The organism is Enterobacter sp. C4G1 (genome assembly GCF_052886895.1).
The window spans coordinates 1,735,652-1,749,199 of record NZ_JBQVVV010000002.1 but is presented as its reverse complement, the minus strand read 5'-3'; the positions used below and the strand labels follow the sequence as shown (position 1 = coordinate 1,749,199).

10 protein-coding genes are annotated in these 13,548 nt (G+C 53.2%); 6 read left to right on the top strand and 4 right to left on the bottom strand.

The window, feature by feature from the left end:
* Window positions 1–183: 183 nt before the first annotated feature.
* Entirely contained in the window at window positions 184–2,424 is a 2,241-nt protein-coding gene (locus ACT9TW_RS22165) for an EAL domain-containing protein (protein ID WP_446493709.1), read from the top strand.
* A gap of 4 nt (window positions 2,425–2,428) precedes the next feature.
* Here ACT9TW_RS22165 and ppx read toward each other — a convergent pair whose 3' ends face one another.
* From ppx to purM, 4 genes are all read right to left on the bottom strand, one after another.
* On the bottom strand, window positions 2,429–3,976 hold the full coding sequence (ppx, locus tag ACT9TW_RS22160; protein WP_446493708.1) for an exopolyphosphatase: 1,548 nt from the start codon (window positions 3,974–3,976) through the stop codon (window positions 2,429–2,431).
* A 3-nt stretch (window positions 3,977–3,979) separates the two neighbouring features.
* Window positions 3,980–6,040: a polyphosphate kinase 1 gene (gene ppk1 / locus ACT9TW_RS22155; RefSeq protein WP_446493707.1), complete on the bottom strand. Its 2,061-nt coding sequence runs from the start codon at window positions 6,038–6,040 to the stop codon at window positions 3,980–3,982.
* Between the two features lie 205 nt (window positions 6,041–6,245).
* Window positions 6,246–6,887: a phosphoribosylglycinamide formyltransferase gene (purN, locus tag ACT9TW_RS22150; protein ID WP_182061992.1), complete on the bottom strand. Its 642-nt coding sequence runs from the start codon at window positions 6,885–6,887 to the stop codon at window positions 6,246–6,248.
* Entirely contained in the window at window positions 6,884–7,921 is a 1,038-nt protein-coding gene (purM, locus tag ACT9TW_RS22145) for a phosphoribosylformylglycinamidine cyclo-ligase (RefSeq protein WP_182061991.1), read from the bottom strand. Before purM ends, purN begins: the two co-directional genes overlap by 4 nt.
* A 259-nt stretch (window positions 7,922–8,180) precedes the next feature.
* Between purM and bglK the strand changes: the two genes are divergently transcribed.
* The 5 genes from bglK to ACT9TW_RS22120 all read left to right on the top strand — a co-directional run bounded on the left by bglK (window position 8,181) and on the right by ACT9TW_RS22120 (window position 13,541).
* Entirely contained in the window at window positions 8,181–9,074 is an 894-nt protein-coding gene (gene bglK / locus ACT9TW_RS22140) for a beta-glucoside kinase BglK (protein ID WP_446493706.1), read from the top strand.
* Between the two features lie 10 nt (window positions 9,075–9,084).
* Window positions 9,085–10,515 (top strand): 6-phospho-beta-glucosidase, encoded by a 1,431-nt coding sequence (locus tag ACT9TW_RS22135; protein WP_446493705.1) that lies wholly within the window; start codon window positions 9,085–9,087, stop codon window positions 10,513–10,515.
* A gap of 224 nt (window positions 10,516–10,739) precedes the next feature.
* A complete protein-coding gene (gene upp / locus ACT9TW_RS22130; protein ID WP_014071296.1) occupies window positions 10,740–11,366 on the top strand; it encodes a uracil phosphoribosyltransferase in 627 nt (208 codons plus the stop codon).
* 87 nt (window positions 11,367–11,453) lie between these two features.
* Complete coding sequence (gene uraA, locus ACT9TW_RS22125; RefSeq protein ID WP_315686423.1) at window positions 11,454–12,743, top strand: uracil permease; 1,290 nt, start codon at window positions 11,454–11,456, stop codon at window positions 12,741–12,743.
* 96 nt (window positions 12,744–12,839) lie between these two features.
* Window positions 12,840–13,541, top strand: a complete 702-nt coding sequence (locus ACT9TW_RS22120) for a DnaA inactivator Hda (protein ID WP_217187534.1) — start codon at window positions 12,840–12,842, stop codon at window positions 13,539–13,541.
* Window positions 13,542–13,548: the final 7 nt, after the last annotated feature.

Below are 13,548 nucleotides of genomic sequence, written 5' to 3'. Positions count from 1 at the left end.
AATTTCGTAAGAAAGCATTATTCGAATAAATTAGTTTGATTTAAGTCAACGGATTCCCTGGGCCTCGAACTAAAATCCATCCTCCAATATGCCCGCGCAGAAATTGACTGGCGGCATCTTCGTCAGGTTGGATGCCTGTCTTAATTTACCCACAGGAGCGAATGGGTTTTAAATCGGGCATCTATGAACATTCTCCTCTTCCTGAAAAACAACAAAGATCGCTGGTGGGCGCTTCCGCTCATTTTACCCAGCCTGTTGTTGCCGTTGCTGAGTGTGGCGAATACCTTTTCGCAACTGGGCGATGGACTGGCTGCGCTCTACTATCTCCCGCTCTTTTTCCTGCTGGCCATGATGTTGTTTTTTGGCCTGGCGGCGATCCCCGGGATTATTCTGGCGCTGTTTTTCCGCTACTACCCTTCGGTCGGGTTGTTTGAAACCGGCGCAGGTATTCTGCATTTTATCGTCCCGCTGGTGCTGAGCTGGGGAGGGTATCGCGTATTTACCCCCAGACGTAATATGACGGCCTACGGGGATGTGCGCCTGATGGCGCAGCGCATTTTCTGGCAGGTCTTTTGCCCGGCTACGCTGTTTCTGTCGCTGTTTCAGTTTGCGGTGTATCTGGGGGTGTATGAAAGTCGTCAGAGCATGGCAGGCCTGAATCCCCTGAATATCCGGACGCTTATCAATTATCAGGCGCTGCTGGTCAGTGGGCTGACGGGCGTACCGTTGAGCTATCTGTTGATTCGCCTTATCCGTAACCCGCGCTACATCAAAGCGTTGATCTCTCAGGTACGTGCGCAGATAGATAAGAAAGTCAGCGTCATGGAGTTCCTGATCTGGGCTGCGATGTTAGGTGGCTTGCTCTCTTTGCTGTTGCTCCCGATGAACGAAAACAGCTCCATTTTCAGTACCAACTACACCTTATCGCTGCTGATGCCGGTAATGCTCTGGGGCGCAATGCGGTTTGGCTATAAGCTGATGTCGATTATCTGGACGCCGGTACTGCTGGTATCCATTCACTACTATTACCGCTACATTCCACTGCATCAGGGATATGACGTGCAGCTGGCAATTACTTCGTCCAGTTATCTGGTCTTTTCGTTTGTGGTGACTTACATGTCCATGCTGGCGACACGCCAGCGGGCTATTAATATCCGCTCGCGCAGGCTGGCGCTACTCGACCCGGTGGTGCATATGCCAAACCTGCGGGCGTTGTCGCGCGATTTGGCCAAAAATCCGTGGTCGGCGCTTTGTTTGTTGCGTATCCCTGAACTTGAAGTATTAGGGCGTAACTATGGCGTGCTGCTGCGTATTCAGTACAAACAAAAGCTGGCGGAATGGATTAATGGCACGCTCCAGCCCAATGAACGGGTCTACCATCTTACCGGCTACGATCTGGCTGTGCGTCTGAATACCGAGTCGCACCAGCAGCGCATTGACACGCTGGATGAGCATATTAAACAGTTCCGGTTTATCTGGGATGGAATGCCGTTGCAGCCCCAGGTGGGCGTCAGTTACTGCTTTGTCCGATCGCCGGTCAATCATCTCTATCTCGTTCTGGGTGAACTGGGGGTCATTTCGGACCTGTCGCTGTCAACCAACCATCCTGAAAATCTTCAGCAGCGCGGCGCTGTGAATTTACAGCGGGATCTGAAGGGCAAAGTGGCCATGATGAATCGCCTCCAGCGCGCGCTGGAGCAGGATGAATTTACCCTGATGGTCCAGCCAGTGCGGGGACTGCGTGGCGATCATTACCATGAAGTGTTGCTGAGGATGCCCGATGAGCGGGGTGAGCTCATCTCGCCTGATCTGTTCCTGCCGGTGGCTCAGGAGTTTGGCTTGTCGTCGCGCGTTGATTTGTGGGTACTGGAACGTACGCTGCGTTTTCTTACTGAGCATCGCGACAAACTGCCAGGCAAGCGTTTTGCCATTAATCTGGCGCCGTCGACGGTGTGCCGGGCGCAACTGCCGCTGGAGGTCAACCGCCTGCTGAGGAAGTACAGCGTTGAGGCCTGGCAGTTAGTGTTTGAAATCACCGAAAGCAGTAGCTTCGGCAACTCGCCGCTGGCAGCGCAAACTCTCAGGCAGTTGCAGCAGATGGGCGTGCGCATTGCCATTGATGACTTTGGTACGGGATATGCCAGCTATGCGCGTCTGAAAAGCGTCGATGCCGATATTCTGAAGATTGATGGCAGCTTTATTCGCAATATTGTGAGCAACAGTCTGGATTATCAGATTGTGGCGTCAATTTGCCATCTGGCCCGGATGAAGAAAATGCTGGTGGTGGCGGAATATGTGGAAAGCGAAGAGATACGTAGCGCTGTGCACGCGTTAGGTATCGATTATGTTCAGGGATATCTGATAGGTAAACCGGTGGCGCTGGAATCATTACTCGAAGAGGAGGCGCCCTGTGAGGGCGCCTGAATCATTAGGCCGCAACGTTCGCGTCGGGCGAGTTCTCTTCTTCAATTTTAAGTAGCCAGCCGGTCACCGCTTCCCAGTACTGTTGCTCGCGTTCCAAATCCAGCAGCACCAGCGCATTCTGGCTAAACCAGTCATGCGGGAAGCTCAGCGTCCAGTGATGATCGTCCGTTTTCAGACGTAACGTTGGCGGCGTGGTGGTCGCCTGACGCTGGTTATTCAGCAGCACGCTTAAACGCAGTAGCTGAATCAACGGCAGGAACTGCTTTTTCTTAAACAGCGTAAAGCGCGGCAGCTCATCAAGCTTAATGGCTTTGCGATGGTAACGCACAAGCGTCGCCATCATGGTCTGTTGTTCCTGGTTGAAACCAGGTAAATCACTGTTTTGCAAAATATAAGCAGAATGGCGATGCATTCCGCTGTGGTTAATATTCAGGCCCACTTCGTGCAGCATGGCGGCCCATTTCAGCAGCGCGGCCAGCTGCGGGTGCGCAAGCTTAGGATTCTGCTCTTGCCACTGGTCATACATTTGGGTCGTGGTATCCAGCACGCGTTTGGCCTGTTCACGGTCAATGTTGTACTGGTTGGCCAGGCTTTGTGCCGTGCGGCTGCGGATATCCTGATGACGGAAGCGGCCTTCCATTTCATACAGAACACCTTCACGCAGCGCGCCATCGGAAAGACGCAGCTCCTTAATGGCCAGCGCATCAAACACGCCGCACAGGATAGCAAGGCCCGGCACAAACACCGCTTTTCGCTCTTCAGAAAGCCCCGGCAGGCTTAGTGCATTAAAGCTTTTATGCTTGAGCACCTCTTCGGTGAGCATTGTCAGGCGTTCCGGGGTAATAAAACCGTCTTTTTCACCCAAAGCCAGCAGCACTTCGTGAGCCGCTTTAATGCTGCCGGATGCCCCGAGTGCAACGTTCCAGCCCTGAATGCGATACTGCCAGGAAAGCGTTTCCAGCTTTTGAATAGCTGCCATGCGCGCGCGCTGGAAGTTTTCGCGGGTGATTGCCCCACCAGGGAAGTAGATCTGCGCGAAGCTGACACACCCCATGCGGCGGCTTTCCACCAGGCGGGGTTCAAAGTCTTCGCCAATCACCAGCTCCGTCGAGCCGCCGCCGATATCAATCACCAGCTTGCGGCCTTTTTCGGGCTGCGTGTGCTCTACGCCCATAAAAATCAGACGTGCTTCTTCGTTACCCGAGATGATTTCAATCGGGTAGGGGATCACTTTTTCAGCACGCTTGAGAAATTCCGGCGCATTCAGCGCCTGGCGCAAGGTATGTGTTCCCACAATACAAACGCTGGACGGAGAAAAGCCTTGCAGGCGTTCAGCGAACAGAGACAGGCAGTTTAGGCCGCGCTCTATCGCTTCTTCGCTGAGCATACTTCTCTCATCCAGACCGTCCGCCAGATGTACACGCTGCTTCAGACGACCGATTATCTGCAACGCGCCATCCACCTCACGGGCGATGACCATGTGGAAACTGTTAGAGCCAAGATCGACTGCGGCAAATTCCTGCGGTCGTGGGGTCTGATCATTTATCGGCATAGGTTAATCGGGTTGCTCGAGTGATTTGATATAGTCGTAAATCGCCAGCTGTGACCGCACTTTGCGGCGATTGCCGCGCGGCACATAGCGGTTACTGAGTTCTTTATCGATATGGCGTGCTTTCACCGTATCGCTAAACAAAATCTCGATAATGTCGAGGATCTGCTGCTTCAGTCGAGGATCAAGCAGCGGAGCCGCTACTTCAATTCTGTAATCAATATTGCGTGTCATCCAGTCCGCAGATGAAAGATAAACTTGTTTATCTCCCGCATTATCGAAAATGTAGATCCTGTCGTGTTCCAGATAGCGGTCAACGATGCTGATTACGCGGATATTTTCGCTAATGCCTTCCAGTTCCGGGATCAGGGAACACATGCCGCGAATGAGCAGATTGACCGGTACGCCCGAGCTGGATGCAGCGTAAAGTCTGTCAACCAGTCCTTTATCCACCAGGTTGTTAAGCTTCAGCGTGATGCCGGAAGACAACCCTTTTTGCGCATTGGCGATCTCTTTGTCGATCATCTCGTACAGCAGGCGGCGCGAGTTCTGCGGTGACACCAGCAGATAATCGAAGCTGACCGGACGGTACGGGTTCTCAATGAAGTTAAACACCCGGCGCACTTCGTTGGTGATGCGTGCATCGGCGGTCAGTAGCGAGTAGTCGGTATAAATGCGTGCGGTCTTCTCGTTAAAGTTACCGGTACCGATATGGGCATAACGCACCACGTCGTCACCCTCTTTACGGGAAACAAGGAACAGCTTGGCGTGAATTTTCAGGCCTGGAGCCGAGAAGATAACGTGCACACCCGCTTCCGTCAGACGACGAGCCCAGTGAATGTTGGCTTCTTCGTCGAAACGCGCCTGCAACTCAACGACCACGGTCACTTTCTTGCCGTTGTGCGCGGCATGGATCATGGCATCGATGATGCGTGAATCTTTGGCCACGCGGTAGATGTTGATCTTGATGGCCAGTACGTTCGGGTCGAAAGAGGCCTGGCGCAGCAGTTCCAGCACGTGTTCAAACGTGTGGTACGGATAATAAAGCAGCACATCGCGTTCGCGGATGGCATCGAATCCGTTACGGAATTTATCGAACCAGATATGGCGTAAACGCGGCAGCGGTTTGTTGACCAGGTTGGCTTTGCCGACGTTCGGGAAGCCAATAAAGTCTTTAAAGTTGTGGTAGCGACCACCCGGTACGATGGAGTCATAGCGGGAAATCGTCAGTTTTTCGCGCAGCATTTCAACCATGGCGTCTGGCATGTCACGCTGATAAACGAAGCGCACCGGCTCTGCCGTCAGACGCTGTTTCAGGCTGGATGACATCAGCTCCATCAGGCTGGCTTCCATCTCGTGCACCAGGTCATATTCGGCGTCACGGGTCATCTTCATGGAATAGGCGTTTAACGCATCGTAATCGAAGAAGCCTTTGAAGATATCATCCAGGCAATAGCGCAGAATGTTGTCGAGCAAGATCATCGGTTTGCGTCGGCGCGGCGTTTCCGGCGGCAGGTTCACAAAACGTGGCACCTTATCAGACGGGATTTCCAGCAGCGCGTAGCGAATAGATTCACCGCGAATGATCTCAACCGCCAGATAGGTGTAATCATCTTTCAGGAACTGCACCAGGTCAGTTTCGCGGTTAATCAGAATCGGGGTAATGTGCTGGCGCAGATATTGCTTGAAGTAGTGACGTAACCAGTTTTGCTGGTTGACGGAGAGCTGGCGTTCATTAATCAGGAAGATTTGGTTGCGTGCCATTTCCAGCAGCAGTTCGTTGTACAGACCGTCAAATTCCTGATCGGCTTTCAACACGCGGGCCTGGATTTTGCCAAGCAGATGCCGCGAGTGCGAGTTTAAGCCTTGCTCTTCACTGATGATGATTCGGCGCTTCAGCTCTGCAAAGCGAACTTTATAGAATTCATCCAGGTTGTTGGAATAAATACCCAAAAAACGCATACGCTCAATCAGCGGGTTACCTTTATCTGCCGCTTCCTGAAGGACACGCTCGTTGAATGCTAACCAGCTCAGCTCTTTCTCGATATATAACTTTTCCTGACCCATTACAGCTCACACTCCAGTTCAATCACAGGACGTGGTAAATCCGTCTCGTCCTTATTATGGCGAGCATTTCCACGATATGTCCAACAGTGCCAGAAAAGTATGACAGTTATTTTTTTTCTGGGGGATTTTAGAGGGTTGAGGGAAGGGAATATCGGGTAATGCAATGTGTAGGTCGGGTAAGCGCAGCGCCACCCGACATAACAAACTACTCGTCAGCCGCATAACCTTGTGCAGGAAGCTGAACGCCGTCCAGCCAGGCCGTGCCGTCGCGCATCTCCAGACGCCCGTCAACAAACCAGCTCACCACCAGCGGGTAAATAGCGTGTTCCTGCGCCTGCACGCGCTCAGTGACATCTTCTTCGGTGTCGCCGTCAAATACCGGAACCTTCGCCTGTAAAATAACAGGCCCGCCGTCGAGTTCGTCGGTGACGAAGTGTACGGATGTCCCATGCTCTTCATCGCCATTTTCCAGCACCTGGCGATGAGTATGCAGGCCTGGGTATTTAGGCAGAAGAGAAGGGTGGATATTGAGCAGACGCCCGGAATAGTGGGAAACAAACGCCGGGCTGAGAATACGCATATAACCTGCCAGCACCACAACATCCGGCGCATAAGCGTCTATTTCTTGCACCAGTTCGCGGTCAAAGGCTTCACGCCCTGAGAACTGGCTGGCTTCCAGCGCGTGCGCCGGGATATTTGCATCGCGGGCACGCTCAAGGCCGAATGCATCGGCCTTGTTGCTGAAAACTGCACGTATGGTGCCATTTATCTTCTTCTGTTTGCAGGCGTCAATGACCGCCTGCAAATTGCTTCCGTTACCGGAAATGAGCACCACGATGTTTTTCATTCAATGACCACACGCTGTTCGGAATCAGATGCTTTGATGATACCGATTTTCCACGCGTTTTCACCTTTCTCATTCAGAAGCGTAATGGCCTTATCAGCTTCGCTTGCAGGCAGTGCGATGACCATACCCACGCCGCAGTTGAAGGTACGATACATTTCATGAGAGCTGACGTTGCCTGCGGTTTGCAGCCAGTTAAATACGGACGGCCACTGCCAGGAAGATTCGTCGATCACGGCCTGGGTATTATCCGGCAGTACGCGCGGAATGTTTTCCCAGAAGCCGCCACCGGTCAGGTGGGCAATCGCGTGAACGTCGACGTTCTCGATAAGCTCCAGCACGTTTTTCACGTAGATGCGGGTAGGTGCCAGCAGGTGATCGGCCAGAGGTTTGCCATCCAGCTCAGTGGTCAGTGGGTCAGAACCGCTGACTTCAAGGATTTTTCGCACCAGAGAATAACCGTTGGAATGCGGGCCGCTGGAAGCCAGCGCAACCAGCACATCGCCGTCAGCCACTTTACTGCCGTCGATAATTTCTGATTTTTCTACCACGCCGACGCAGAAACCGGCGACGTCATAATCTTCACCGTGATACATACCCGGCATTTCAGCCGTTTCGCCACCAACCAGGGAACAGCCGGATTGCAGGCAGCCTTCGGCAATGCCGTTAATCACGCTGGCTGCGGTATCCACATCCAGTTTGCCGGTTGCGTAGTAGTCAAGGAAGAACAGCGGCTCTGCGCCCTGAACCACCAGGTCGTTTACACACATCGCCACCAGATCGATACCGATCGTGTCATGACGTTTAAGATCCATCGCCAGGCGCAGTTTCGTACCCACACCGTCAGTACCCGAGACCAGAACAGGTTCACGATATTTTTGCGGCAGCGCGCACAGTGCGCCGAATCCACCCAGACCACCCATCACTTCCGGGCGGCGGGTTTTTTTCACCACACCTTTGATTCGGTCAACCAGCGCATTACCTGCGTCAATATCAACACCGGCATCTTTGTAGCTGAGAGAAGTTTTGTTGGTCACGGCTTAAATCCCCACGCGATTGCATAGCTAGTAAGAAAAATCGGCGCAATTCTAACAGTCCAGGCAAACGTTTGCGAGCCTATTCTGCAACAGAAATGTGCACAGGGATTTTTTTAGCGCTGTGGTGATTGTTCACGCTCAAACTTGACTCTGTTCACGAAAATGAAACCGGTTTCGGGAAGTTGCTTGCAAGCGGTTTGTTGAATGAACATCATGAAACTGAAACCGGTTTCAGTTTCATTCAGGAGGGATGAACGTCATGAACATTGCCGCATTCGACATTGGTGGCACCGCATTAAAAATGGGCATCGTAACCACGCAGGGCGAGCTGTTGCACAGGGATAAAGCCGCTATTAAGAACAGCGACGGTGATGCCATTCTTTCAGAAATGCTGCAATGGGTGGCGTTACACCCGGACCTTGAGGGTATTGCCATCAGCGCGCCGGGCTACGTCAATCCCCATACCGGTTATATCGAAATGGGCGGGGCGATTCGCCGCTTCGATAACTTTGCGATGCAGGAGTGGCTGAGCGCGCAAACGGGTTTACCGGTCACCGTTGAAAATGACGCTAACTGTGTGCTTCTGGCCGAACGCTGGCAGGGGAAAGCGGCCGGTACTGATAATTTTCTGGTGCTGACCATCGGCACCGGGATAGGCGGCGCGATTTTCTGCAACGGCAAGCTGGTTCACGGTGCGCGTTTTCGTGCCGGGGAATTCGGCTACATGCTTACCGAGCGCGCAGACTCCAGAAAAGTCGCCCGTCACTCCATGAATGAAAACTGCACCCTGCGTACGCTTCGCAAGCGCTATGCCGACTATCACGGCCAGGGGCTTGATGATGTCACGGGGGAGACCATTTTTGATGGTTACGATGCGGGCGATGTGGTTTGCCGTCGTCTGGTCGATGACTTTCTTAACGGCATTGCAACAGGGCTTTACAACCTGGCAAATGTCTTCGATCCACAAACCATTTTTATCGGCGGCGGTATCGCAGAACGCCCAGGGTTCATGGATTTACTTCGTACGCATCTTACGTGGTTTGGCATCGCAGATATTGCCGATGTCGTGAGCCACGGCAACAGCGCCGGCCTGATTGGCGCGGTTTACCATTTCAGACAGCAGTATCCGTCAGCAATCAGCAACATCGAATGAGGGAAAGAGTATGTCAGGATTCAAAGAAGGTTTTCTGTGGGGCGGTGCGGTTGCAGCGCATCAGCTGGAAGGCGGCTGGAAAGAGGGCGGCAAAGGCGTCAGCGTCGCCGACGTAATGACCGCAGGGGCGCACGGCGTACCGCGTGAAATCACCAACGGCGTGTTGCAGGGAAAAAATTACCCGAACCATGAAGCCATCGACTTCTACCATCGTTATAAAGAAGACATCCGACTCTTTGCCGAAATGGGGTTCAAATGTTTCCGAACCTCTATCGCCTGGACGCGTATTTTCCCGAAAGGGGATGAACTGGAGCCTAACGAGGCTGGCCTGAAATTCTACGACGACCTGTTCGACGAGTGCCTGAAGTACGGCATCGAACCGGTCATCACACTCTCGCACTTCGAGATGCCTTTCCATCTGGTCACCGAATACGGCGGCTGGCGTAACCGCAAGCTGATCGATTTCTTTGTGCGTTTCTCAAAAGTGGTCTTCCAGCGCTATCAGCATAAAGTGAAGTACTGGATGACCTTTAACGAGATCAACAACCAGGCAAACTTCCACGAAGACTTCGCACCGTTTACCAACTCCGGGCTGAAGTACGAGCCGGGCGAAGACCGCGAACCGGTAATGTTCCAGGCGGCGCACTACGAGCTGGTGGCCAGCGCGCTGGCAGTAAAAGCCGGGCGCGAAATTAATCCGTCTTTGCAGATTGGCTGCATGATTGCCATGTGCCCAATTTATCCGCTGACCTGTGCGCCAGACGACATGATGATGGCGATGAATGCAATGCACCGTCGCTACTGGTTTACCGATGTGCACGTACGCGGCAAGTACCCGCAACACCTGCTCAACTACTTTGAGCGTCGTGGCTTCGCGCTGGATATTACCGCCGAAGACAAAGCTGCGCTGAAACAAGGCTGCGTGGATTACATCGGTTTCAGCTATTACATGTCATTCGCCACCAAAGCCACAGCAGACAACCCACAACTGGATTACGACGAGAGCAAGAGCCTGGTGTCCAATCCATATGTGCAAAAATCTGACTGGGGCTGGCAGATTGACCCGGTTGGCCTGCGTTATTCCCTGAACTGGTTCTGGGATCACTACCAGCTGCCGCTGTTTATCGTGGAGAACGGTTTCGGCGCAATCGACGTGCAGGAGAGTGACGGTACGGTGAACGATCAGTACCGCATTGATTATCTCGCGGCGCACATCAGCGAGATGAAAAAGGCGGTGGTGGAAGATGGCGTTGATCTGATGGGTTACACCCCGTGGGGCTGTATCGACCTCGTTTCCGCCGGTACCGGCGAGATGAAAAAACGCTACGGTTTTATCTTTGTCGATAAAGACAATGAAGGCAACGGTACGCTGAACCGCAGTAAGAAGAAGTCGTTCGAGTGGTATCAGCAGGTTATTGCCAGTAACGGGGAAAACCTTTAGTTGCCGGGTGGCGCTTACGCTTACCCAGCCTACACTTTGCGTAGGCCCGTGTAGCGTAGCGCCACCGGACAGAACCCCGTACCAAAGCCGGAGCTTGCCTCCGGTTTTTTTATCTCTAAATCATTTTGATTGATCGTAGTCAAGCAAGAGGGTGTGGCGCAATCCGAAAAAAGCGGTATAATCCCGCGATTTTTTTGCGGTTGCCACCTCAGAGGAGAAAGAGAATGAAGATTGTGGAAGTGAAACACCCACTCGTTAAACACAAGCTGGGCCTGATGCGTGAGCATGACATCAGCACGAAGCGTTTTCGCGAACTGGCATCGGAAGTGGGTAGCCTGCTGACTTACGAAGCAACCTCTGACCTGGCAACTGAAAAAGTGACCATCGAAGGCTGGAACGGTCCGGTTCAGGTCGAGCAGATCAAAGGTAAGAAAATTACTGTTGTGCCAATCCTGCGTGCTGGCCTTGGCATGATGGAAGGTGTGCTGGAGCACGTACCGAGCGCGCGTATCAGCGTGGTGGGTATCTACCGTAATGAAGAGACGCTGGAGCCGGTTCCGTATTTCCAGAAGCTGGTGTCTAACATCGACGAGCGTATGGCGCTGGTTGTTGACCCAATGCTGGCGACTGGCGGTTCTATGATCGCTACCATCGACCTGCTGAAAAAAGCGGGCTGTAGCAGCATTAAGGTTCTGGTTCTGGTTGCGGCACCTGAAGGTATCGCCGCGCTGGAAAAAGCGCACCCGGATGTTGAGCTGTACACCGCATCTATCGACCAGGGGCTGAACGAGCACGGGTACATTATCCCTGGGCTTGGCGATGCCGGCGATAAGATTTTTGGTACTAAATAATCGAATAACAAATGAAAAGCCGACTTTGATAGTCGGCTTTTTTTTGAATAAAACGTCCCACAACAAACAACACTTGAGGAAAACACTATGACGCGCCGTGCTATCGGGGTGAGTGAAAGACCGCCGCTTTTACAGACAATCCCGCTTAGTTTGCAGCACCTGTTCGCCATGTTTGGCGCAACCGTGCTGGTGCCAATCCTGTTTCACATTAACCCGGCTACCGTGCTGCTGTTTAACGGTGTCGGTACGCTGCTTTACCTCTTTATCTGTAAAGGTAAAATCCCGGCGTATCTGGGGTCGAGCTTTGCCTTTATTTCGCCCGTGTTGCTACTGCTGCCGTTAGGTTATGAAGTGGCGCTGGGTGGTTTTATCATGTGTGGCGTGCTGTTCTGTCTGGTTTCCTTCATTGTGAAAAAAGCGGGTACGGGCTGGCTGGATGTGATGTTCCCTCCTGCGGCGATGGGCGCAATCGTTGCCGTCATCGGTCTTGAACTGGCGGGTGTTGCGGCAAATATGGCGGGTCTGCTGCCTGCTGACGGCCAGTCACCGGATTCCAAAACCATCATTATCTCGATGGTAACACTGGGTGTGACGGTCTTCGGCTCTGTGTTGTTCCGTGGGTTTATGGCCATTATCCCTATCCTTATCGGCGTGCTGGCGGGCTATGCGCTCTCCTTCGTGATGGGGGTTGTGGATACTGCACCTATCGCTCAGGCGCACTGGTTCGCGCTGCCAACCTTCTACACGCCGCGATTCGAATGGTTTGCCATTTTCACCATTCTGCCTGCGGCACTGGTAGTTATCGCGGAACACGTGGGTCACCTGGTGGTGACGGCCAACATCGTTAAGCGTGACCTGATCCGCGACCCGGGTCTGCACCGTTCGATGTTTGCTAACGGCCTCTCTACGATTATCTCCGGTTTCTTCGGCTCTACGCCTAACACCACTTACGGTGAGAATATCGGCGTAATGGCGATCACCCGCGTATACAGCACCTGGGTTATCGGTGGTGCGGCGATTATCGCTATCCTGCTCTCCTGTGTGGGTAAACTGGCTGCGGCCATTCAGATTATCCCGGTCCCGGTCATGGGCGGTGTCTCTCTGCTGTTGTACGGGGTGATCGGTGCATCCGGTATTCGCGTACTGATTGAGTCCAAAGTGGATTACAGCAAAGCGCAAAACCTGATCCTGACCTCCGTTATCCTGATCATCGGCGTGAGCGGTGCGAAGGTCCACATTGGTGCGGCAGAGTTGAAAGGCATGGCGCTGGCGACCATCGTTGGTGTGGCGCTGAGCCTTATCTTCAAATTGATCTCTGTGATCCGCCCGGAAGAAGAGATACTGGACGCTGACGAAAGCGGAAAAGCGTCACACTGATCGTTTAACCGGGCGAAGGATCGCCCGGTTCTCTCCTTGCAGGTTCCGTGTTAAACTTCATGCCGATTATATGTAGGATCTCTGGTTGAGGTATTTCTGAACGGACCGGCACAGCTCTCTCTGCCACTTTATCTACCTGACGACGAAACTTTCGCGAGTTTCTGGCCGGGTGATAACCCCTCTTTACTGGCCGCACTGCAAAACGTGTTGCGCCAGGAACACAGCGGATACATCTATATCTGGTCACGCGAAGGCGCGGGGCGCAGCCATCTTTTGCACGCTGCCTGCGCGGAGCTGTCTGCGCGTGGTGATGCAGTAGGCTATGTGCCGCTGGATAAGCGTACCTGGTTCGTACCTGAAGTGCTGGAGGGAATGGAACACCTCTCTTTGGTCTGCATCGACAATATCGAATGCGTTGCGGGAGATGAGCCGTGGGAAATGGCGATGTTTAATCTCTACAACCGGATCCTGGAATCGGGCAAAACCCGGCTGCTGATCACCGGCGATCGCCCCCCGCGTCAGCTCAATCTGGGGCTGCCGGATCTGGCTTCACGCCTGGACTGGGGGCAAATCTACAAATTGCAGCCGCTGTCTGATGAAGACAAACTCCAGGCGCTGCAATTGCGGGCAAGACTGCGTGGATTTGAACTCCCGGAAGACGTAGGGCGCTTCCTGCTCAAGCGCCTGGACCGCGAAATGCGCACGCTGTTTGATACGCTCGACCAGCTCGATCGCGCCTCCATTACTGCCCAGCGCAAGCTGACCATTCCGTTTGTGAAAGATATTCTCAAGCTTTGAGTTTGTT

What these genes read in the sequence shown, in the direction of transcription:
- ACT9TW_RS22165 (WP_446493709.1), top strand. Translation starts at nt 184, where the DNA reads ATGAACATTCTCCTCTTCCTGAAAAACAACAAAGATCGCTGGTGGGCG.
- ppx (WP_446493708.1), bottom strand. Translation starts at nt 3,976, where the DNA reads ATGCCGATAAATGATCAGACCCCACGACCGCAGGAATTTGCCGCAGTC.
- ppk1 (WP_446493707.1), bottom strand. Translation starts at nt 6,040, where the DNA reads ATGGGTCAGGAAAAGTTATATATCGAGAAAGAGCTGAGCTGGTTAGCA.
- purN (WP_182061992.1), bottom strand. Translation starts at nt 6,887, where the DNA reads ATGAAAAACATCGTGGTGCTCATTTCCGGTAACGGAAGCAATTTGCAG.
- bglK (WP_446493706.1), top strand. Translation starts at nt 8,181, where the DNA reads ATGAACATTGCCGCATTCGACATTGGTGGCACCGCATTAAAAATGGGC.
- ACT9TW_RS22135 (WP_446493705.1), top strand. Translation starts at nt 9,085, where the DNA reads ATGTCAGGATTCAAAGAAGGTTTTCTGTGGGGCGGTGCGGTTGCAGCG.
- upp (WP_014071296.1), top strand. Translation starts at nt 10,740, where the DNA reads ATGAAGATTGTGGAAGTGAAACACCCACTCGTTAAACACAAGCTGGGC.
- uraA (WP_315686423.1), top strand. Translation starts at nt 11,454, where the DNA reads ATGACGCGCCGTGCTATCGGGGTGAGTGAAAGACCGCCGCTTTTACAG.